We start from the raw sequence: 21,248 nt of genomic DNA on the forward strand, positions 1-21,248 counted from the left end.
ACTCCTACGTTTATTAAGTAGGAGTTTTAATTATGTAATAAGTATTACTAGTATTACTTTATATATTCTATAGTTTGTACTTCTTCATTGTGCTCACTGTCAAAGAAGCCTTGAGCACGCATCCATTTATCACTGAATACTTTACTCATATATCTACTTCCATGATCTGGAAATATGACTACTACTTTACTATTGCTATCAAAGATTCCTTCTGCTTCAAGTTGTTTCAAACCTTGAATAGCAGCTCCACTTGTATACCCTACAAATAAACCTTCTGTTTGTGCAATTTCTCTTGCAGAATGTGCTGCAGTCTCATCAGATACTTTTACAAAAGAGTCTATTACATCAAAATCTGTAGCAGTGGGTATTAAGTTTTTACCTAATCCTTCTATTCGGTATGGGTAAATCTCGCTAGCATCAAACTCACGTGTTGCATGATATTTTTGAATCACAGACCCATAAGCGTCTACTCCAATAATTTTAATATTAGGATTTTTTGATTTTAAAAAACGAGCTGTTCCAGAAATAGTTCCTCCCGTTCCACTACAAGCAATCAAATGTGTGATTTCTCCATTGGTTTGGTTCCAGATTTCTGGACCCGTTGTATTAAAATGAGCATCTATATTAGATTCATTAAAATACTGGTTTATATATACAGATCCCTTTGTTTCTTCGTGTAATCTTTTTGCTACACTATAATAAGAACGTGGATCATCAGCACTTACATTTGCTGGGCATACATATACCTTGGCACCCATTGCTTTAAGAGCATCTATTTTATCTGGAGATGATTTTGAGCTTACCGCCAAAATACATTCATATCCTTTAATGATACTTACCATAGCAATACTAAATCCTGTATTACCAGATGTAGTTTCTATAATAGTATCTCCTGGTTTTAATACTCCTTTACGTTCTGCTTCTTCTAAAATATGAAGTGCAATACGATCTTTTGAAGAGTGACCTGGATTAAAGGCTTCTACTTTTGCGTAAAAGTCTCCATCAAAATCTTTAGTAATTCTATTCAGCTTGATAAGTGGTGTATTACCTATAAGTTGTAATACATTATCATATACGTGAAGTTGATCAGCCATAAAAATTAGGTTAGATGTTGAGTTTATTTCTGGTTAAAATCAATACTCAAATCGGCACAAAAGTACTATATTTTTTTAATTATTTATCGATATTTTCTAAATCTAGTAAGAAAGCATAATCTTTTGCAATCTCTTTTAAGGCTTCAAATCTTCCTGAAGCACCCCCGTGACCAGCATCCATATCACAATAAAATAGAATTTTATTTTTACTGGTATTATGTTCTCTTAGTTTTGCAACCCACTTTGCTGGTTCCCAATATTGTACTTGACTATCATGATATCCTGTAGTTACAAATATGTTTGGGTACGCTTTCGCGAAAGCGTTATCATAAGGGCTATAACTCTTCATATACTCATAATACTCTTTTACATTAGGATTTCCCCATTCGTCATATTCACCCGTCGTTAATGGAATAGAATCATCTAGCATTGTCGTAACCACATCTACAAAGGGTACAGCTGCTATCACTCCATTATACAATTCTGGTGCCATATTAATCACACTTCCCATTAATAGCCCTCCAGCAGATCCTCCTGATGCATATAAGTGCTTTTCAGAAGTATATTCATTTTCTATCAAATGTTTAGATACATCAATAAAATCTGTAAATGTGTTTTTCTTTTTAAGCAATTTACCATCTTCATACCACTGCCTTCCTAGGTACTCTCCTCCTCTTACGTGTGCAATAGCATATATAAACCCTCTATCAAGCAAGCTTAATCGTATACTTGAAAATGAAGGGTCTATAGTACTACCATAACTACCATATGCATACTGCAGAAGGGGCGCTTTTCCATTTTTCTTTGTGTCTTTATGGTATATGATCGATACGGGAACTTTAACACCATCTCTAGCAGTTGCCCAGATACGCTCCATGATGTAATTTTCTTTCTTAAATTTTCCGCCTAAAACTTCTTGTTCCTTTTTTACTTCTTTCTCTTTTGTGACCATGTTAAAATCAATCACAGAGCTAGGTGTATTTAGCGCATTATATCCATATCTAAGTATTTCTGTATCAAAATCTACATTTGTACCTGTATATGCTGTATAAGTTTCATTATCAAAAGGGAGGTAATAATCTACTGTTCCATCCCAACGTGTAATTCGTATTTTGTTAAGTCCGTTGGTACGCTCACTTACCACTAAGAAATCTTTAAATATATCTACATCTTCAAGTAATACATCATCTCTATGCGGTATTACTTCTGTCCAATTTTCTTTTCCAGTAGCTGTTTCTGAGGTTTTCATCAGCTTAAAATTAGTGGCATTATCTTTATTGGTAAGGACATAAAAATCCTCTCCATAATGCGCCACACTATATTCTAAGCCGCGTTCTCTCTTTTGCAGCATCGTAAAATCACTATCGCCATTTTCTGCTGTCGTAAATTGATATTCGGAAGTAAGGGTACTACTTGAACCTATAACAATAAATTTTCTTGATTTTGTTTTATAAACAAACGTATTGAAGGTCTCATCGTTCTCCTGAAAAACCAGTGTATCTTCTTCAGGGGAAGTACCTAATATGTGCTTAAATATTTGATTGGAACGGAGTGTTTCTTCGTCTTTTCGTGTATAGTATACTGTTTTATTATCGTTTGCCCAAACAGCTCTACCTGTGGTATTTTCTATCTTTTCCTTAAGTAACTCTCCTGTCTCAAGGTTTTTGAATTGAATGGTATATTTACGTCTACTTACCAGGTCTACTCCAAAAGCTGCTATCTTATTATCTTCAGAAATTGAATAACCAGCTTGATTAAAATAAGCCTGACCTTCGGCCATTTCATTATTATCAAAAAGGATAATTTCGCTGTTATCTAATGAATCTTTTTTTCTGCAATATAGCGGATACCCCTTCCCCGTTTCATAACGAGTATAGTACCAATATCCATTTCTTTTAAAAGGAACAGAAGCATCATCTTCTTTAATACGACCTTTCATTTCTTCAAACAATTCTGTTTGAAATTCCCTTGTGTGTTCAGTAAGTTTATTATAATAATCGTTTTCTCTTTCTAAGTAATCAATCACTTCAGGATGATCTCGTTCATTCATCCAGAAGTAGTCGTCTACTCTTATATCGCCATGTTTTTCAAGATTTACTGGTTTTTTCTCTGCTTTTGGGGGAGTGCTATTTTTTGCCAAATTCCTCGTATTTTTTTTATTACAACTACTTACAAAAATAAGGGTAAGTATTAATAGGGGTACTATTTTTTTCATACTTTATTCATAGATTCAGAACTGTCAATTTAATAAATTTGCAGCAATCATTTTAAAATAAAAAAATATGTTTGGAGATATGATGGGTCTTATGGGCAAATTACAAGAAGCAAAAGCAAAAGCTGAAACGACCAAAGAACGTTTAAAAACAGTACTTATAGATGAACAATCTAATGATGGTCTCCTTAAAGTTACGGCTACTGCAAATGGTCGTATTAAAGAAATAGAAGTTTCTGAAAATCTTTTACAAGATAAAGAACAACTAGAAGATTATCTTATTTTAACACTCAATAAAGCACTAGAAAAAGCACAAAATGTGCATGATACAGAAATGGCAGCTGTCGCTAAAGAAGGAATGCCAAATATACCAGGTATGGATTTATTTAAGTAATATCTATAATATCACTATCCTTTTCTGTAGTATTTACTTCCTTCTTTGCAATAACATAAGTATATATCCACATTAGTGTAAAAGAAGGAATAATATCTATTCCCGGGAGTAATTCTTCGATAAAGGTAACAGCACCTGCTATTTTACCACTATTGCCTTTATACATTTTGGTCATGATCCAAGCACTAAGTGGTGCCCAAACAATATCTGCAAAATCTCCAACAAGTGGCAAGATCCAACTAGATGTTAAAATTCCTAACCCATCTATAATAAGACCGATAATTAATAATTTGTATTTACTCATAATTGTACTAAATATAACAATTTTGTATAAGCAATTGGCATGCCAAGTACAATTATAAGTAGTTCTGACTATACTTATGACAAATCAGAGCTTATTAATTTAAGGAATTCGGTACGGGTTTCAATTTTTTCAAACTGCCCTCTAAAACCCGATGTTGTTGTTGTTGAATTTTGTTTTTGAACACCACGCATCATCATACACATATGTGATGCTTCTATAACCACCGCAACACCTTTAGGCTTCAATGTATCATTAATACATTCTAAAATATCATGAGTTAATCGCTCTTGAACTTGTAATCGTCTTGAAAACACATCTACAATACGAGGGAGTTTACTCAAACCTACAATATGACCATTGGGTATATAAGCGATATGTGCTTTTCCAAAAAACGGTAATATATGATGCTCACAGAGAGAATATAATTCTATATCCTTTACAATGACCATATCATCATAATCTTCTTTAAACATCGCTCCTTTTAAAATTTCGGCAGCATCCATTTCATATCCTGATGTAAGGAATTGCATAGCTTTTGCGGCTCTTTCTGGCGTTTTTACAATTCCTTCTCTAGCCGTATCCTCTCCTAAATCATCTATAATAGATTCAAAATTTTTCTTAATGCTCTCTGTAACTTCTATATTATATTCTTCAAATTTCTTGTAAGGCATAACTTTCTTTATTCAGCAATTATTTTTTATTCTTTTTTGTTTAAGTCTACCTACATAAAAACGATGCATTAAGTAAGAAAAGATAAACAAAACTGTTTTTTTGTTTAACTAAAATAGATAAAAATTTCACAAAAACAGTATTTTACAAATATACTTTTTTTGTTAACTAAGCTCCTTCTCTTTTTAACTTTTAATTAGTATTATGAACCTATAGACACCTTTAGATTTGCAACTTCAACAAAAGTGCATATGTTTAAAGGGGTATCTGTTTTTTTATTTGTTTTTACAATTTTAGTATCTCAGTCTATACTCGCTCAAAAGAAAGAGTTAACGGCTACTAGAATAAATACCCCACCAAAAATAGATGGAATATTAGACGATGCTGTATGGAATGAACTTACAACATATGGTGATTTTAATATGTTTGAACCTGGTAATGAAGGAGAGATAGAAGATGCTTTCCGAACTGAGGTTAAAATGGCCTATGATGATAAAGCTGTTTATATAGCTGCATATATGTATGATTCGGCGCCAGATTCAATTCCTAGTCAATTTTCACAAAGAGATGAAGTTTTTGCACAAGCAGATAATTTTGTAGTAGCACTTAATACTTATGATGATGGTATTAATGAAACACGTTTTTATGTGACCAGCGCAGGTACAATAGGTGATCAACGTGTTACTCAAAATGATCGTGATTTTGGTTTTAATGTTGTTTTTCAATGTAGAGTATCTCGTGATGATAAAGGGTGGTATGCAGAGTATCGAATTCCATATAACGCTTTACGCTTTCCAGAAGTGGATGTCCAAAAATGGAGTGTTAACTTTTACCGCAGACTTTTACGTAGAAATGAAACTCACACATGGAGTCGTATTGAACGAGGCGTAGGTAGAGATACACAATATAACGGTATTGTTAATGGCGTAGAAAATATTGATCCTCCAGTTCGGCTGACTTTTTTCCCTTTCGCGCAAGCGCAAACGGTAACATTTGACGGTGAGAGTGAAACAGATTTTGCAGGAGGATTAGATATTAAATATGGATTGAGTGATAGTTTTACACTAGATGCACAATTAATTCCAGATTTTGGCCAAGTGGCTTTTGATGCAGTACGATTAAACTTAGGACCTTTTGAGCAAACCTTTAGTGAGAATAGGCCATTCTTTACTGAAGGAATTGATCTTTTCCAAAAAGGACGGATTTTCTTCTCAAGACGTATAGGTGGTAGCCCTACTGGTAGCGTGGGAGATCTTGCAGAAAATGAAGAAATCATAGATCAACCCAATAATGTAAAACTTATCAATTCTGTAAAGATATCTGGTCGTACTAGAAAAGGACTTGGGGTAGGTTTTTTAAATTCTATAGGAGAAAATACGTTTGCTACTATACGTGATACTGTTACTGGCATATCTAGAGAAGAACGAATAGAACCTCTCACAAACTATAATGTATTTGTACTAGATCAACAATTCAATCAAAACTCATCTGTATCTCTTATCAACACAAGTGTGATTAGAAGCGGAAGCCGTTTTAGAGATGCAAATGTAACAGGTGCTGTATTTGATGTAGCCGACAAAGGCAATAATTTTAGAGCATCTGGTCGTGCTATTTTTAGTAATGTACGTACACCAGAGGGGTTAAGTACTGGTTTTCAATCAGAGTTTGATTTCTTTAAAATTAAAGGAAAATGGCGTTATCGTTTTGGTCATGATTTTGCAAACACCACACTAGATATTAATGATTTAGGGCTTAATTTCAGAAATAACTTTAACAACTTTGTTGTTGGTGGTTCATATGAATTAATTCAACCTAAAGGAAAATTTAATGGATATCGCATCAACTTCACTGCAAGGCATCAACGATTATATGATCCAAGTGTTGAAACCAGAAATAACTTTAGATTAAATTCATTCTTCTTCACACAAAAGCGTTTTGCGTTTGGAGCAAATACAGATTACAATACACGTAATAATGATTATTTTGAACCAAGAGTTGAAGGAAGGTTTGTCATTTTTGAACCCAATTTAGGCGGAGGTGGTTTTATCTCAACCGATTTTAGAAAGAAGTTTGCTTTTGATTTACGTGCTAATACACGTGTATGGTTTGGCAACCAAGATCAAGTAAATTACAATATCAACTTTTCTCCAAGGTATCGTTTTTCAGATAAATTCCTTTTAATTCTTTCTACAGATTATAGTACCCGTAAAAAGAATTTTGGTTGGGTAGATAATACAGATACTGAGGTGTTTTTAGGTCTTAGAGATGTAACTTCATTTGAAAACACCATTACAGCTAGTTATAACTTTGACCCATTTAAAGCCATTGATTTACGATTACGTAATTTTTGGAGTGTTGCAGATCATAGTAGTAATGTATATTATATTCTTAATGAAGATGGTACAAGAACAGAAATAGACGATTACGACACAACAGTACGAAGAGATCCAAATACCAATTTCAACATTTGGAATATGGATTTGAGCTTCAGATGGAGATTTGCCCCTGGAAGTGAAGCCACTTTGCTATACAGAAATCAAATTTTCAATAGCGATGAGCAATCTCAATTAAGCTATACAGAAAGTCTTGGCAATCTTTTTGATCAACCCGTACAACACACAGTATCACTACGCGTAACTTACTTTATAGATTACAACAATATTAAAACCATCTTTAAAAAGACATCTTAGTCTTTTTCTCATTGCTTGATGTCATATATTGTAGTACTTTCACTTCGTAAATAGATGGGATGGTAACAGCAAAACATATTTCAAAATCATACGGTGATCTTCAAGTACTAAAAGATGTATCACTAAACATAAAAAAAGGAGAAGTCGTTTCTATTGTGGGGCCTAGCGGTGCTGGTAAGACTACATTACTTCAAATATTAGGAACCTTAGATAGACCAGACACATCTCAAAATACATTTCTAGGAATAAATAATCAATCATTACATACGCTTTCGCCAAAAGAACTCAGTCAGTTTAGAAATAAACACATTGGTTTTATATTTCAATTTCATCAATTGCTACCTGAATTTACTGCCTTAGAAAATGTATGTATTCCTGCCTATATAGCAAAAACCTCAAAAGAAGAAGCAGAAAAAAGAGCTAAAGAACTATTAGATTTCTTAGGCTTATCACATCGATATAACCATAAACCTAACGAACTCTCGGGAGGTGAGCAACAACGTGTTGCTGTGGCTAGAGCACTCATGAATAAACCATCCCTTATTCTTGCCGATGAACCTTCTGGAAACCTCGACACAGAAAGTGCTGAAAATCTCCATGAGCTATTTTTCAAACTCCGAGACGAATTTGGACAAACACTCATCATTGTAACCCATAATGAAGAGCTTGCAGATATGGCAGATCGTAAATTAACCATGGTAGATGGCTCTTTTGTAACCCAATAATATGATCGCTGTTCTTACATACTGGTGTTATCTATTTTTAATCACAAGTATCGTAGGTGTATCATTTCAAAAAGTTGTAAAACTTAAAAAATCACATCCCGTAATCCCATTTTTCTTAGGTGGTTTTGCTATTTCACTTATGGGAAGCTTGTGGGCTATATTTTATGGCCTAGGCTTTTATTTTGAAGTCTTTCTATTACTCATATCAATAGTATTAATCATCTGGAAACAGAAAACATACTTCTTTTTTTTAGGTTCGCTTAAAGCGAAAATAAACGCACTCCCCTCCTATCTTAAACTACTGTTGGGAATCATTACTGTTTTTGCTATAGCGCAATGCGCAAGTGCTCCTTATATTATTGATAACGAATCTTATTACATTCAAACTATTACTTGGCTTGATACGTATGGATTTGTAAAAGGGCTCGCTAATTTTCATTTTTTCTTAGCTCAGAATTCTGGTTGGCATATTTTACAAAGCGCGCTTAATCTTGATGTCATTGCCTCATTTTTTAATGATATTAATGGGTTTTATCTAGTGATAGGTAATATATATGCCTTAGATAAACTAGCCCATTATTTGAAGCAAAAAGAAACGCATCTATTGATCATTGGGTTATTTCCCATTTTTAATGTTTTTCTATTTCAATTTATAAGTTCACCGTCTCCAGACTTACCTATCTATTTACTTTCATTTGTAATTTTCGGAGAGTTTTTATCTCACTACACACCCCATAAAGGGGCTAGTTACAGTACGCTATTTATATTGGGAGTCTTTGCTGTTTTTATAAAAGTAACTGCTGTTTTCTTACTTATATTTCCTGTTATTTTATATATAAAAAACAAAAAAACACTACAACAAGATCTCTCAAAATTAAGCCTACTATCTGGAATTGCTTTTATTCTTTTTGTGATTAAAAATAGTATCATCTCTGGATATCCTTTATATCCTATTGCAAGTTTTAGACTTACCCATGTAGATTGGACACTACCGCTAGCGCTTCAAGAATACCTAGTAGAAACCACAAAGCATTATGCGTTCTTTTTAACGCCAAAAGAGTATGAAAATAGCACCTTAATACAACGAATTATTCATTGGCTTCGACTACCAAAACTTCACGGATTATTTAATGTAGGTATGTGTGTAGCGCTAGTTATTTTCCCATTATGGATAAGAAAAGTTCGTTTTAAAAAACCCCTATACATCTTATATAGTGTAAGCATTTTACAACTGCTCTTCTTATGGCTTACTTCTCCTCAATATCGATTCTTTTTAGGTTTTTTTATGTTACTATCACTTACCATCATAGCTACACGTATTAAAAATGAACGCATTATTAAAATAGGCCTTGCAGTAGCAACCATAGCCATTGCGGTTCCTTTATTTATACCATTTAATCTAAATGCACTCACTAAAAATGAATTTCAATTGCAATTAAGTGTGTTTTCTCCAGAATATCTCATACAACCGCATCCTCAAACAAAATACACACAAGCAACCTATACAACTCACCAAGAAGGAAATATGCGCATACAAACACCCACAAATATTGACTTCTTTTGGGCAACAGGTGATTGTGAGCTTCCCTGTATTCAATTACAACATCTCAATGATTTTAAAGCCTATTTTAGATCGGTACCTCAACTACGCACCGAGCATTTAAAAGACGGCTTCTATTCATATACGTTTGATAAAAAAAATGAATAAAAAAGAACTCAAGATTTTTCTAGACGAAAAAGCAGTACAATATGAACGTCCTGATTTCATTCCACATGATCCGATTCAAATTCCACATCGGTTTGAGAAGAAAGAGGATATTGAAATTGCTGCTTTTTTAACAGCTACCATCGCATGGGGAAATCGAAAAAGCATCATCACCAATGCTACAAAACTCATGGATATAATGGGCAATGAACCCCATGATTTTATTCTCAATTATCATCCAGATCAAGCAGAACGTTTTGAAGGTTTTGTGCATCGCACGTTCAATGCTACCGATCTAGAAACCTTTATCAGAGCGCTTCAAAATATTTATCATCATCACAACGGACTCGAAGCTCTTTTTGCTTCGGGTATTACCACAGGAGGATTACAGCCTGCTATTTCGCATTTTAAGGGTGTATTCTTTGAAGTACCGCATCAGCAACGTACACAGAAACATGTTAGTGATCCGTTGCGAAATTCGGCGGCAAAACGGATCAATATGTTTTTACGATGGATGGTTCGGGATGCTAAAGCAGGTGTTGATTTTGGGATTTGGAAAAACATTTCTCCTTCCCTTCTTTCCTGCCCTTTAGATGTACATACAGGGAATGTGGGAAGAAAGCTAAAATTGCTTTCGCGAAAGCAAAATGATGCCAAATCCCTTGCAGAGCTTGATGCATCTTTACGAAAATTAGATCCAAATGACCCCGTTAAGTATGACTTTGCGCTATTTGGGTTAGGTGCTTTTGAGGGATTTTAATAGTTGGTAGCCGTTAGCTGTTAGTCTTTAGTGGGTTTTCGATGGGATTTATCCTGAGTGTCACTGAGCATAGTTGAAATGCAAAAAGACTCAGGGTCGCTGCGCTACAGGAATCAGGAATCAAGACTAAAAGTCATTTCGACAGAACGAAGTATGAGTGACGAGAAATCGCATAACAGTAATCATTCTAAATCAAAATCGAAAACTAAGCTACTTGTGTAATCTCTCCTATTGTCGAGATGACTTTAATATCGTACTTCATGAGTAGTATACGCTTTCGCGAAAGCGTATAAAAAATCATAACTCTTAAGATAGACTTAAAACTACAGGTTTCCTTCTGTACGCATTTCTTTTTTTCCTACTTTTGACAAAACCCTTTTTAGAGGAATGCAGTTTAAACATCCAGAATTACTTTACGCCTTATTTTTACTGATCATTCCTATTCTCGTTCACTTATTTCAGCTTCGTAAGTTTCAGAAAGAGGCATTTACTAATGTTGCGTTTCTAAAACAAATAAGCATTCAAACTAGAAAGAGCAATACCATCAAAAAATGGTTGGTATTATTCACACGTTTGGGGATTATAGCGATGATGGTATTGGCTTTTGCACAACCTTTTTTTACTCAAAGCGATACGGCTACTAAAGAAAAAGAAACGGTCATTTATCTAGACAACTCGTTTAGTATGCAAGCAAAAGGACCTTCGGGTCAGCTTTTCCGACAGGCATTACAAGATCTTATTGTCAATGTCCCAGAAGAAGAAACGTTTACACTACTTACCAATACGGAGACCTATAAAGATATTTCTATAAAAAATACGAGAAATAACTTATTGAAATTAGGGTATGCCGCCGAGCAATTAACCCCTAGTGCTATTGCTTTAAAAGCACAAAAAGAATTTTCTTCCAATCCGGCAACAGAAAAACAACTCATTGTTATTTCTGATTTTCAAGATAAAGGACAACAACAAAACCTTAGCATAGAAGATGTGTCTTTGCATTATGTACAGTTACGTCCAGTAATAGAAAATAATATTGCGATAGATTCTGTGTATCCAACACAGTCTGAAACTAATAAGCTCTCCCTTGTAGCAACACTTTCTACACAAGAGCGCAGAGAAACCAATGTGCCGATCTCTCTCTATAATGGCGAGCAACTCATTGCTAAGGCTACTGCTTCTTTTAATGAAGCAACCGAAACCGAAGTTGAATTTGACATTGATACGCAAACAGATTTTAATGGTCGTCTTACGATAGAAGACCCATTATTGCCTTTTGACAATACACTATATTTTAATAATAATACAGTACAAGCTATTAAGGTGTTGTCTATAAATGAAGGAGAACAAGACTTTTTATCACGTATCTATACAACACCAGAATTTGCATATACAGCTGCAAACCACGCAACCTTAGATTATAGTAAAATACCAGATTATAATTTTATTATCCTCAATGAGGTGAAAGTACCATCACAGGCTTTGGTAAATGCACTTGCTACTTTTGTTTCAAACGGAGGTAGTGTGTTGTGTATTCTAAATGAAACTGGAGAAGCTTCTAATTATACTACCCTACTTTCTCGACTAGGAGGATTACAAATAGGCGAACTAGGAAGTGACGGGCGACTAGTAACAACTATTAACTATGATCACCCTTTGTATCGTAATGTCTTTGATAATCGTATTCAAAACTTCCAATATCCATCAGTGAGTAATCGATTTGTTGTAAATAATGGAGAATCTATACTAAACTTTGAAGATGGAAGTGCTTTTATCACAGGAAAAGAAAAAGTATATGTTATTACAGGTGGTTTAAATATCAATAACTCAAACTTTCAGAATTCACCATTGATTGTACCTACGTTGTATAATATGGCAAAGCAAAGTTTATCATTACCTACCTTATATTTTACAAATGGAGTTTCTAATACCTACGATATTCCAGCAGTAGTTCAAGAAGATGGTATTTTATCACTTGCCAATATTGAAACTCCTGATAAAACACAAATTCCATTACAACGTACTTTTGGTAATAAAGTAAGCATTACCACGCAAGAACAGCCAGAAAATGCAGGAATTTATAACGTACTACATAAAGATAGTATCCTACAGCAAATAAGCTATAATTACAATAGGGATGAAAGTGTCTTACGATATCAAAACATACAAGCCACAGAAGGAGTAAGTTATAATACATCTGTTGTGACATTATTTGATACGCTCAAAGAAGCAAATAGTATTCAGTCGCTTTGGAAATGGTTTGTTATTTTTGCGTTAGTATTCCTCCTATTAGAAATGCTTATCTTAAAATTCTTTAAATGAACGCACTTATAAAAGCGGCCACAATTATTGATAGTAAAAGTTCGTATCACGGTTCTACCGTTGACATTCGTATTAAGTATGGAAAAATTCGGTTAATTGGTCAGAATTTATCTCTTGAAAAAGGAGAACAGCTCATAGAAAAAGAACATCTATTCGTATCTCAAGGTTGGTTTGATAGTAGTGTGAGTATAGGACAGCCTGGGTATGAAGAACGAGAAACTATTGAAAATGGTCTCAGAGTGGCTGCAAAAAGTGGTTTTACAGGAATTGCTGTAAACCCAAACACCTACCCTATTCTAGATACCAGTGCCGACATTACATTTGTTTCAAAAATGAGCGAAGGATATGCAGCAAGTATCTTTCCTATAGGTGCGCTTACGCGAAAAAGTGAAAGTGTGGATCTCGCAGAGTTGTATGACATGCAACAATCGGGTGCTGTCGCTTTTGGAGATTACCAACGTGCAATTACCAATCCCAATCTCTTAAAGATTGCTTTACAATATACCCAAGGTTTTAACGGACTTGTATTGTCTTTTCCTCAAGAAAATAAGATTGCTGGTCCTGGAAAAATGAATGAAGGAATTGTAAGTACACGTATAGGATTAAAAGGAATTCCAGCAATAGCCGAAAGTTTACAAATAGCAAGAGATCTTCATATTTTAGCATATACTGGAGGAAGATTACATATTCCTACAATCTCTACAGCAGCTTCTGTAGCACTTATTAAAGAAGCAAAAAACAAAGGATTAGATATAAGTTGTAGTGTTGCGATACACAACTTATTTTATACAGACAGTGCGCTTGAAGAGTTCAATACTAACTTTAAAGTGCTCCCACCATTACGTACACAGGAAGATGTAGATGCCTTAATTGCAGGTATAAAAGACGGAACAATAGATATGGTGACAAGTGATCACAATCCATTAGACATAGAGCGCAAACATGTAGAGTTTGATAATGCTGCTTTTGGAACGATTGCACAAGAGGCTACCTTTGGAGCCTTACTCACCTTAGTAAGTGAGAAAAAAGCAATACAACTCTTAACTAACGGGCGTGAACGCTTTACACAAGAAAACAGTAGTATTGAAGAAGGAACTGAAGCTAATCTTACTTTGTTTACTACAAAAGGGAGTACTGTATTTAGTGAAGAAAATATCTTATCAAAATCTAAAAATGCATGTTTCTTAGGTGCTAAACTAAAAGGAAGTGTTTATGGAATCATTGCAAATCAAAAATTAGTACTTAACTAATATGGATCAAAATACCATCTTTGAAGGAAAAACAGCAGCGGTATGGAGTTACTTTTCGTTCCTAGGACTTCTTATTGCATTCTCTATGAATAGCGAACCTAAAAACCCTTTTGCAGCTTTTCATATTAGACAATCATTAGGCTTAACGCTTTTGTTTATATTATTGACCCTACCATTAGGCTTTTTTGATACATGGCTTGTAAGCGGCCCCTTTCTTATTACATTTTTTGTATTATGGCTCTATGGTATTATTTCTGCTTTTCAAGGACACACACAGCCTATCCCATTAGTAGGCGAATTATTCCAAAAAGTGTTTACCAAAAAGTAATTATATATTATCAGAATGTAACGATGTAACATTCTTAAAAAGTCTGCGTCAGATCAAGTACAACAACTTAATCTTATACATCATGGCTACTCCAACATCTGACGAAAAAACAACTTCCATTATCACCTACTTTACAGTTTTCGGACTTATTATAGGTCTCATTATGAATCATTCAAAAAAAAGTGAATTTGTATCGTATCATATCCGTAATATGATAGGACTTTGTCTTGGTATGGTCGCATTAGGTATTCTACACTGGGTAGGAATTCCTAGTATGCTGATAAAAGGATTACAATTAGTTCTTGTTATTTTGTGGACTATCGGTTTTATAGGTGCTTTAAAAGGAGAAAGACTAGAAATTCCAGTCGTTGGAAAGTTTTTTCAAGATTCGTTTAAAAGCATCTAATTCTTTCTATTTTTACGACCGTGAATTGTCATTTATTTTGACGTATTTTTTAGTATCTATAATCATACCATGAGCACACTGTCTTTAGAACATATTATTCAGAAGCCTACAAAAACAACAGAAGGAAAAACACCATTATTATTACTATTACACGGATATGGGAGTGATGAAAATGACTTGTTCAGTTTTGCTTCAGAATTACCAGAGCATTATTTTATAATTTCAGCAAGAGCGCCTATTCCTATGCAACCCTATGGCAATGCATGGTATGCCATCACTATAGATTATGATGGTGTAAAGACATCAGATAATGAAGCTGCAAAAGAATCTAGAGATTTAATTGCAACGTTTATCACAGAAGCTGTAAAGGAATATGATTTGGATCCTTTTAATGTAACATTATTAGGTTTTAGTCAAGGTACTATACTAAGTTATGCTGTAGCATTAAGCTATCCTGAAAAAGTAAAAAACGTGATTGGACTAAGCGGCTATATTAATGAAGAGATTATTAATCTTCAGTCTTCAGCATCTTATGCGCATCTTAACATCTATAACTCTCATGGTACGGTAGACCAAGTGATTCCTATTGATGCCGCTCGTAAAACACCTGGATACCTGAGCAGCTTAGGAATTGAAAGCACTTTAAGCGAATTTCCCGTAGGTCACGGTGTTCACCCAACTAACTTTTATGAATTCAAAGAGTGGTTATTAAAATTATAAATCTTCATCTATACGCTTTCGCGAAAGCGTATACAACCCACCAAAAATTGAAATAGAGCGATCATCTCATAGGAGAATCACACTCTATTTCTAACAGATACGTATAATAATCCTACTTAACTACACTTTAGGTTACCTACCTGTTTTTCATTTTTCATAACATAGCGTTTTACATATGTATTGTTATTTTTCTAGACTAAATGTAGCGTAAACTAGCCGCTATTCAGTAAATAACGATAAAGTATTACGCCATAAATGGTTCTTATGTATACACCTAAACGATGAATAATTTATAAAAGATGCATATGCACAAGAAGAGATTAGGACTTCTTGTAGTAATGAGGTTTTGGAGTCATTATTGAATTTGAAAATCAGTTTACTATCTCCAAATTCTTTAGCAATAAGAATACATATTCGTATTTAGTTTATTACATTGCTCATTATAAAATGTGTAGAACGACTACGCTTCACTAATACTAACCAGAAAACCATGCAAAACATTCAATTTCCAGTTAATTTCGAATTCAATATTTCAACCCTTGCCAATGATTTTAAAGCAACAGATGCTAGTGGACAAACCATAGCCTATGTAAGACAGAAAATGTTTAAGCTTAAAGAGGATATTCAGATTTTTAATAATGACTCTAAAACAAAGGTGAATTATAGAATAAAAGCTGACAAATGGTTGGATTTTTCTACAGCATATTCTTTTTATGATGAAAGCGCAGAAAACAAAACCAAAAGTTTTGGAAAAGTAGTACGTAAAGGATGGAGATCTATCTGGAAAGCGCAATATCAAATCATTGATCAAAATGAAAAACAACAATATACCATTAGTGAAGAAAATGCTTGGGTAAAAGTAGGTGACTCACTATTGGGTGAAATTCCGATACTTAACTTCTTTACCGGATACCTATTTAACCCTTCGTATATCGTTGTAGATATGAATGGTAATCAAATTATTAGATTAAAGAAACTCGCTTCTTTCTTTGGGAGAAAATTTGAGTTATCAAAATTAGGCGATATGGATGCAGATGATGATGATAGAGTGATGCTTAGTTTAATGATGATGATCTTATTAGAACGTAGAAGAGGATAAATTTTATCGCTTTATAAAATAAAATAGACCATTACTATTTTTAATATTTCAAAAATAGTAATGGGCTTATCTATCTACCTGAATCACCTCTAAGTTGTCGATCTTACCAGCATCCACTGTAAAACGTAACATCGTACGCACTTTATGAAATCCTGTAAAAAGAGAAACGCAAAGTTTTCTAAAATTTGTGCTTCGCAGTTTACAAATTTTTGAAAACAACCACCCACTTCCAGGTGCTTGATTTCGTATTTTCAGTAACTCTCTTTGATAACAAATCAACGATCTACCTGAATCACTTCTAAGTTGTCAATCTTACCAGCATCCACCGTAAAACGTAACATCGTACGCACTTTATGAAACCCGTGTTTTCCTATCGCACCTGGGTTCATGTGGAGGAGGTTTAATTTTTTGTCTGGCATCACTTTTAAAATATGACTATGTCCGCAAATAAATAATTGTGGCGGATTTGCTCGTATTTCTTCTCTAATTGCTGGTGAATAACGACCAGGGTATCCGCCTATATGTGTTATCCAAACATCAACACCTTCACATACAAAACGATTATTCAGTGGAAACTCTTGACGTGCTTCGGTATCATCTATATTCCCAAAAACAGCACGCAAAGGCTTTAAATTTTTAAGCGCATCTGTCACTCGCAAATCCCCGATATCACCTGCATGCCATACCTCATCTGCCTCTTGAGCATGTTTCAGTATATGATCATCTATATAACTATGCGTGTCACTAAGAAGCAGTATTTTTTTCAAAAGCTATGTTATTTTTTTCGGCATGTCACTTATAAAATAATGGGATTCATTATATGATAAGCAGCTACCCTATAAATTGTTTTTTTATACGCTTTCGCGAAAGCGTATATTTGCTCAAAAATAATACACTTTGCGGTATTTTATACAACTATCTTATAACGGAACTCCATATCACGGCTGGCAACGACAACCGAATGCTATCACAGTGCAACAAACTATTGAAGAAGCACTCTCTACATTAGTACGTACACCTACTACAATTATGGGAGCTGGCAGAACTGATACGGGGGTTCATGCGCAAATGATGTATGCTCATGTTGACCTTGAACATAAAAATGAAGAAGGCATTGATGTTGCTTTTTCTAAAGCAGATCTCACAAAACTCACTTATAAACTGAATAGTTTTTTACCGCCAAGTATCGCTATTACTCAGATTACTTCTGTAACACCTGAAGCGCACGCTCGTTTTGATGCGACACATAGATCTTATATTTATAGAATAAGCCCAATGAAAAATCCGTTTACACAGGAACGTGCTTTTTACTATAAAATTCCTCTGAATCTTGAACGTATGCAAGAAGCTTCACATATCTTATTAACATATTCAGATTTTGAATGTTTTAGCAGGTCAAATACAGATGTCAACACCTATCTTTGTGATATAAAAGAAGCTTCGTGGTCTCTTGTAGCAAATGAATATCATTTTAAAATTACAGCAGATCGTTTTTTACGTAATATGGTACGTGCTGTTGTAGGCACATTAATAGAAATAGGGCAAGGTAAAAAACCTGTCTCATGGATGCACGAAGTGATTAAAGGAAAAAATAGAAGTCTTGCTGGTGCTTCTGCCCCAGCCCATGGATTATATCTAACTGATATTGGATATCCAAAACATATATTTATAGACGAATGACAACAACCAAAGGAAAAGCATTTGATACAAAACTATTTAAGAGGCTATTGCAATTTGCAAAACCTTATAAATGGCAATTGATCATTGCCGGAATTGGTGCCATTTTACTTTCTGTATTTGCAGCCTTACGTCCAAATTATATGGAAAAGGCAATAGATATAGGTATAGAAGATAAAGACCCAGAAAGCCTTCTATATTATATAACGCTTATGGGACTTGTACTTTTAGGACAAGTAACATTTAGGCTATTATTTATCTATTATTCCAACTGGATAGGGCAGCAAGTGATACGAGATATACGTGTAAAACTATTTGAGCATATGCTCAAATTTAAAATGCAATACTATGACACATCTGCTGTAGGAAGACTTGTTACGAGAGCTGTAGGTGATATAGAAACAATTGCTAGTATTTTTAGCCAAGGCCTATTTATGATTATTGCAGATCTCCTTACCATGGGAGTCGTATTAGGATTTATGTTTTGGAAAAGCTGGCAACTTACACTTATTGTACTAGCTGTTTTTCCTATTATACTTTATGCAACTAGAGTTTTTCAGCGTGCTATGAAAGTCGCCTTTGAAGAAGTGCGTACCCAAGTTGCCAATCTAAATACTTTCGTTCAAGAGCGTGTGACAGGCATGAAAATTGTCCAAATTTTTAACCGTGAAGCTATTGAACACAAAAAATTTGGAGATATTAATAAAAAACACATGGATGCTTGGAATAAAACGGTATGGTATAACTCTATATTTTTTCCAATTGCAGAAATGTGTACTTCTATTACTATCGGTCTTATTGTATGGTATGGTGGTCTTCACGTAGCAGAATCTGAAGCTATTACACTAGGAGTCATTACTGCTTTTATAAGCTATATTCAAATGCTGTTTACGCCTTTACGTCAAATAGCAGATAAGTTTAATACACTCCAGATGGGAATGGTTGCTGCAAATCGTGTCTTTGGTATTTTAGATACGGAGTCGCAAATAAAAGATATTGGCACCAAAGAACTGACCAAGATAAAAGGAGAAATTACATTTGAAAATGTACATTTTAGTTACATCCCTGATGAAGAAATATTAAAAGGAGTTTCTTTTACAGCGCAACCCGGACAGACTATTGCCATTGTGGGGTCTACAGGTGCTGGAAAATCAACTATCATTAATTTATTAAGTCGTTTTTATGAGATAGATAGCGGTGTAATCTCCATAGACGGCACCTCTATTGCTGATGTCAAACTACATCAATTACGTAAAGAAATTGCAGTAGTACTTCAAGATGTTTTCTTATTTGCTGACTCTATACTTAATAATATTACGCTTAATGATCCAAGTATTTCTGAAGAAACTGTTATTGCATCTGCAAAAGAAATAGGTGTACATAAGTTTATTTCTAGTCTTCCTGACGGATATCATTATAATGTAAAAGAACGAGGAGCTATGCTCTCTAGTGGACAACGACAGCTTATCGCATTTTTACGAGCATATGTAAGTAATCCTTCTATACTCATATTAGATGAGGCAACCTCTTCTGTAGATTCTTATAGCGAGCAACTTATTCAAAAAGCTATTGGTAAAATTACCAAAGGACGTACCTCTATTGTGATTGCGCATCGTCTTGCTACTATTAAGAAAGCTGACCTAATCATGGTGATGGAAAAAGGGAAAATAGTAGAAAAAGGAACCCATAAAGAGCTTCTAAAAAATGAAGGTGGGCATTACTTAGCACTTTATGAAGCTCAATTTACAGAAGCCGAAACTGTATAAACCACCACAATTATATCTCACGATACGTTACTAATGTAATCTCTTCTGCTTTACCTCGTAATTGCACACTACCGATAGTTTCCTTTTCGAGACCCTCTGGAAGTTGATATACTATATTTGCAAAATCATTAGAAACTAAAATATTTACTTGGTTTTCATTGCATTTTGCCTGAATACGAGCGGTCGTATTAAGTACATCTCCAGAAAACGCAATATCACGTTTAATCTTTCCTAATTCACCTACCATCACAGCTCCATAATGAAGGCCTACTTTAAAAATAGGAAGATACCCATAAGTCTTTGTATAATACGTTTCTCGTTTTTTAATAGCATCTCTCATCTTATAAAAGCAACGTAACGCATTTCCACGTTTCAATCCATTTTTCATCTTCCATGTCACCACCACCTCATCGCCTACATATTGATATACTTCTCCTTGAGATTGTTGGATTGGAGAGGCTATATCTTCAAAGAAATCTTTTAAAAAATGGAAATATTTTTCTTCCCCTAATGCTTCTGCAATTCCCGTAGCATTACGTATATCTGCAAACATAAAAATACGGCGTTCTCTTTTAGGGCTAAAGTATTTCCCTTTCAAATAATCTGGAAAAACACCCGGACCATATTTATCATTAACCATAAATATGATAACGGTTCCCAATACTATAAATAACCAGATAATAATATTTTTTATAAAAAGCCAACTTTCAAAAAATAGTTTAAGGGCATCTATCACTTCTTGACTATGAAACGGTTTTCCAAAAGAATCACTATAAAAATAAGCACTGCCAATAAGGCTAACGAGGAGCGCTACAAACAGGTAGGTAATTGCGATTACAACAAGTGCCTTTCCAAAAGCATACTTCCTGAGGCTTCTCTCCATAAAGTTTAGTGTAAGCGTCCCTCCTATGAGTCCTGCTATCACTGAAACCAGAAGATTGGTCCGGAAAGAAATCGTAAAATCATACTCTGAGGTTAGTGCATTATTTTCTACTAATGTCAAATACTCATACAAAAACAAGGAATTCGAAATAAGTACCCATGCAAACAAAACCCAAAAGGCCCTTTTTGTGTAATACCAAAGTTCTTCTTTTGAAAATTTATGCATACTTTTTTTATTGCTTTCGCGA

19 protein-coding genes are annotated in these 21,248 nt (G+C 34.3%); 13 read left to right on the forward strand and 6 right to left on the reverse strand.

The window, feature by feature from the left end; all coding sequences use genetic code 11:
- Positions 1–53 precede the first annotated feature (53 nt).
- Complete coding sequence (locus CHB80_RS20100; RefSeq protein ID WP_089373312.1) at positions 54–1,094, reverse strand: PLP-dependent cysteine synthase family protein; 1,041 nt, start codon at positions 1,092–1,094, stop codon at positions 54–56.
- Between the two features lie 79 nt (positions 1,095–1,173).
- Positions 1,174–3,309 carry a S9 family peptidase gene (locus CHB80_RS20105; protein ID WP_089373313.1) on the reverse strand — a complete coding sequence of 712 codons (2,136 nt, stop codon included), beginning with the start codon at positions 3,307–3,309 and terminating at the stop codon, positions 1,174–1,176.
- 67 nt (positions 3,310–3,376) lie between these two features.
- Here CHB80_RS20105 and CHB80_RS20110 point away from each other — a divergent pair, with 67 nt between their 5' ends.
- Positions 3,377–3,700: a YbaB/EbfC family nucleoid-associated protein gene (locus tag CHB80_RS20110; RefSeq protein ID WP_089373314.1), complete on the forward strand. Its 324-nt coding sequence runs from the start codon at positions 3,377–3,379 to the stop codon at positions 3,698–3,700.
- On the opposite strand, the gene CHB80_RS20115 is transcribed toward CHB80_RS20110, so the two are convergent.
- A complete protein-coding gene (locus tag CHB80_RS20115) occupies positions 3,693–4,004 on the reverse strand; it encodes a hypothetical protein (protein WP_089373315.1) in 312 nt (103 codons plus the stop codon). The genes CHB80_RS20110 and CHB80_RS20115 overlap by 8 nt on opposite strands.
- Positions 4,005–4,078: 74 nt before the next feature.
- Positions 4,079–4,675: a GTP cyclohydrolase I FolE gene (folE, locus tag CHB80_RS20120; protein ID WP_089373316.1), complete on the reverse strand. Its 597-nt coding sequence runs from the start codon at positions 4,673–4,675 to the stop codon at positions 4,079–4,081.
- 249 nt (positions 4,676–4,924) lie between these two features.
- On the opposite strand from folE, the gene CHB80_RS20125 reads away from it, so the two are divergent.
- The 10 genes from CHB80_RS20125 (at position 4,925) to CHB80_RS20170 (ending at position 16,675) form a co-directional block, all read left to right on the forward strand.
- Positions 4,925–7,363: a DUF5916 domain-containing protein gene (locus CHB80_RS20125; protein ID WP_089373317.1), complete on the forward strand. Its 2,439-nt coding sequence runs from the start codon at positions 4,925–4,927 to the stop codon at positions 7,361–7,363.
- A gap of 59 nt (positions 7,364–7,422) precedes the next feature.
- Positions 7,423–8,088, forward strand: a complete 666-nt coding sequence (locus CHB80_RS20130; protein ID WP_089373318.1) for an ABC transporter ATP-binding protein — start codon at positions 7,423–7,425, stop codon at positions 8,086–8,088.
- A 1-nt stretch (position 8,089) separates the two neighbouring features.
- Positions 8,090–9,796: an LIC_10190 family membrane protein gene (locus tag CHB80_RS20135; protein WP_089373319.1), complete on the forward strand. Its 1,707-nt coding sequence runs from the start codon at positions 8,090–8,092 to the stop codon at positions 9,794–9,796.
- Positions 9,789–10,553 (forward strand): TIGR02757 family protein, encoded by a 765-nt coding sequence (locus CHB80_RS20140; RefSeq protein ID WP_089373320.1) that lies wholly within the window; start codon positions 9,789–9,791, stop codon positions 10,551–10,553. The genes CHB80_RS20135 and CHB80_RS20140 overlap by 8 nt, the downstream gene beginning before the upstream one ends.
- A gap of 387 nt (positions 10,554–10,940) precedes the next feature.
- Positions 10,941–12,872 (forward strand): BatA domain-containing protein, encoded by a 1,932-nt coding sequence (locus tag CHB80_RS20145; RefSeq protein WP_089373321.1) that lies wholly within the window; start codon positions 10,941–10,943, stop codon positions 12,870–12,872.
- On the forward strand, positions 12,869–14,122 hold the full coding sequence (locus tag CHB80_RS20150; protein WP_089373322.1) for a dihydroorotase: 1,254 nt from the start codon (positions 12,869–12,871) through the stop codon (positions 14,120–14,122). Before CHB80_RS20145 ends, CHB80_RS20150 begins: the two co-directional genes overlap by 4 nt.
- 1 nt (position 14,123) lies before the next feature.
- Complete coding sequence (locus tag CHB80_RS20155) at positions 14,124–14,450, forward strand: hypothetical protein (RefSeq protein WP_089373323.1); 327 nt, start codon at positions 14,124–14,126, stop codon at positions 14,448–14,450.
- 82 nt (positions 14,451–14,532) lie between these two features.
- The gene (locus tag CHB80_RS20160; RefSeq protein ID WP_089373324.1) at positions 14,533–14,856 is read left to right on the forward strand and encodes a hypothetical protein; all 324 of its coding nucleotides are present in this window, start codon (positions 14,533–14,535) and stop codon (positions 14,854–14,856) included.
- 69 nt (positions 14,857–14,925) lie between these two features.
- Positions 14,926–15,576: an alpha/beta hydrolase gene (locus CHB80_RS20165; protein WP_089373325.1), complete on the forward strand. Its 651-nt coding sequence runs from the start codon at positions 14,926–14,928 to the stop codon at positions 15,574–15,576.
- Positions 15,577–16,066: 490 nt separating this feature from the next.
- The gene (locus CHB80_RS20170; RefSeq protein ID WP_089373326.1) at positions 16,067–16,675 is read left to right on the forward strand and encodes an LURP-one-related/scramblase family protein; all 609 of its coding nucleotides are present in this window, start codon (positions 16,067–16,069) and stop codon (positions 16,673–16,675) included.
- A gap of 275 nt (positions 16,676–16,950) precedes the next feature.
- Here the strand turns inward: CHB80_RS20170 and CHB80_RS20175 are convergent, their stop codons facing one another.
- Positions 16,951–17,442: a metallophosphoesterase family protein gene (locus tag CHB80_RS20175; RefSeq protein ID WP_089373327.1), complete on the reverse strand. Its 492-nt coding sequence runs from the start codon at positions 17,440–17,442 to the stop codon at positions 16,951–16,953.
- A 130-nt stretch (positions 17,443–17,572) separates the two neighbouring features.
- Between CHB80_RS20175 and truA the strand changes: the two genes are divergently transcribed.
- Together truA and CHB80_RS20185 are read left to right on the forward strand one after the other, a co-directional pair.
- The gene (gene truA, locus CHB80_RS20180) at positions 17,573–18,355 is read left to right on the forward strand and encodes a tRNA pseudouridine(38-40) synthase TruA (RefSeq protein ID WP_089373328.1); all 783 of its coding nucleotides are present in this window, start codon (positions 17,573–17,575) and stop codon (positions 18,353–18,355) included.
- On the forward strand, positions 18,352–20,118 hold the full coding sequence (locus CHB80_RS20185; RefSeq protein WP_089373329.1) for an ABC transporter ATP-binding protein: 1,767 nt from the start codon (positions 18,352–18,354) through the stop codon (positions 20,116–20,118). The genes truA and CHB80_RS20185 overlap by 4 nt, the downstream gene beginning before the upstream one ends.
- Positions 20,119–20,128: 10 nt before the next feature.
- Here CHB80_RS20185 and CHB80_RS20190 read toward each other — a convergent pair whose 3' ends face one another.
- On the reverse strand, positions 20,129–21,226 hold the full coding sequence (locus CHB80_RS20190) for an adenylate/guanylate cyclase domain-containing protein (protein WP_089373330.1): 1,098 nt from the start codon (positions 21,224–21,226) through the stop codon (positions 20,129–20,131).
- Positions 21,227–21,248: the final 22 nt, after the last annotated feature.

Source organism: Dokdonia pacifica, from assembly GCF_900188275.1.
Lineage (GTDB): Bacteria > Bacteroidota > Bacteroidia > Flavobacteriales > Flavobacteriaceae > Dokdonia > Dokdonia pacifica.

Excerpts from the sequence above, each read along its gene's own strand:
- CHB80_RS20100 (WP_089373312.1), bottom strand. The coding sequence starts at position 1,094 with ATGGCTGATCAACTTCACGTATATGATAATGTATTACAACTTATAGGT.
- CHB80_RS20105 (WP_089373313.1), bottom strand. The coding sequence starts at position 3,309 with ATGAAAAAAATAGTACCCCTATTAATACTTACCCTTATTTTTGTAAGT.
- CHB80_RS20110 (WP_089373314.1), top strand. The coding sequence starts at position 3,377 with ATGTTTGGAGATATGATGGGTCTTATGGGCAAATTACAAGAAGCAAAA.
- CHB80_RS20115 (WP_089373315.1), bottom strand. The coding sequence starts at position 4,004 with ATGAGTAAATACAAATTATTAATTATCGGTCTTATTATAGATGGGTTA.
- folE (WP_089373316.1), bottom strand. The coding sequence starts at position 4,675 with ATGCCTTACAAGAAATTTGAAGAATATAATATAGAAGTTACAGAGAGC.
- CHB80_RS20125 (WP_089373317.1), top strand. The coding sequence starts at position 4,925 with ATGTTTAAAGGGGTATCTGTTTTTTTATTTGTTTTTACAATTTTAGTA.
- CHB80_RS20130 (WP_089373318.1), top strand. The coding sequence starts at position 7,423 with ATGGTAACAGCAAAACATATTTCAAAATCATACGGTGATCTTCAAGTA.
- CHB80_RS20135 (WP_089373319.1), top strand. The coding sequence starts at position 8,090 with ATGATCGCTGTTCTTACATACTGGTGTTATCTATTTTTAATCACAAGT.
- CHB80_RS20140 (WP_089373320.1), top strand. The coding sequence starts at position 9,789 with ATGAATAAAAAAGAACTCAAGATTTTTCTAGACGAAAAAGCAGTACAA.
- CHB80_RS20145 (WP_089373321.1), top strand. The coding sequence starts at position 10,941 with ATGCAGTTTAAACATCCAGAATTACTTTACGCCTTATTTTTACTGATC.
- CHB80_RS20150 (WP_089373322.1), top strand. The coding sequence starts at position 12,869 with ATGAACGCACTTATAAAAGCGGCCACAATTATTGATAGTAAAAGTTCG.
- CHB80_RS20155 (WP_089373323.1), top strand. The coding sequence starts at position 14,124 with ATGGATCAAAATACCATCTTTGAAGGAAAAACAGCAGCGGTATGGAGT.
- CHB80_RS20160 (WP_089373324.1), top strand. The coding sequence starts at position 14,533 with ATGGCTACTCCAACATCTGACGAAAAAACAACTTCCATTATCACCTAC.
- CHB80_RS20165 (WP_089373325.1), top strand. The coding sequence starts at position 14,926 with ATGAGCACACTGTCTTTAGAACATATTATTCAGAAGCCTACAAAAACA.
- CHB80_RS20170 (WP_089373326.1), top strand. The coding sequence starts at position 16,067 with ATGCAAAACATTCAATTTCCAGTTAATTTCGAATTCAATATTTCAACC.
- CHB80_RS20185 (WP_089373329.1), top strand. The coding sequence starts at position 18,352 with ATGACAACAACCAAAGGAAAAGCATTTGATACAAAACTATTTAAGAGG.
- CHB80_RS20190 (WP_089373330.1), bottom strand. The coding sequence starts at position 21,226 with ATGCATAAATTTTCAAAAGAAGAACTTTGGTATTACACAAAAAGGGCC.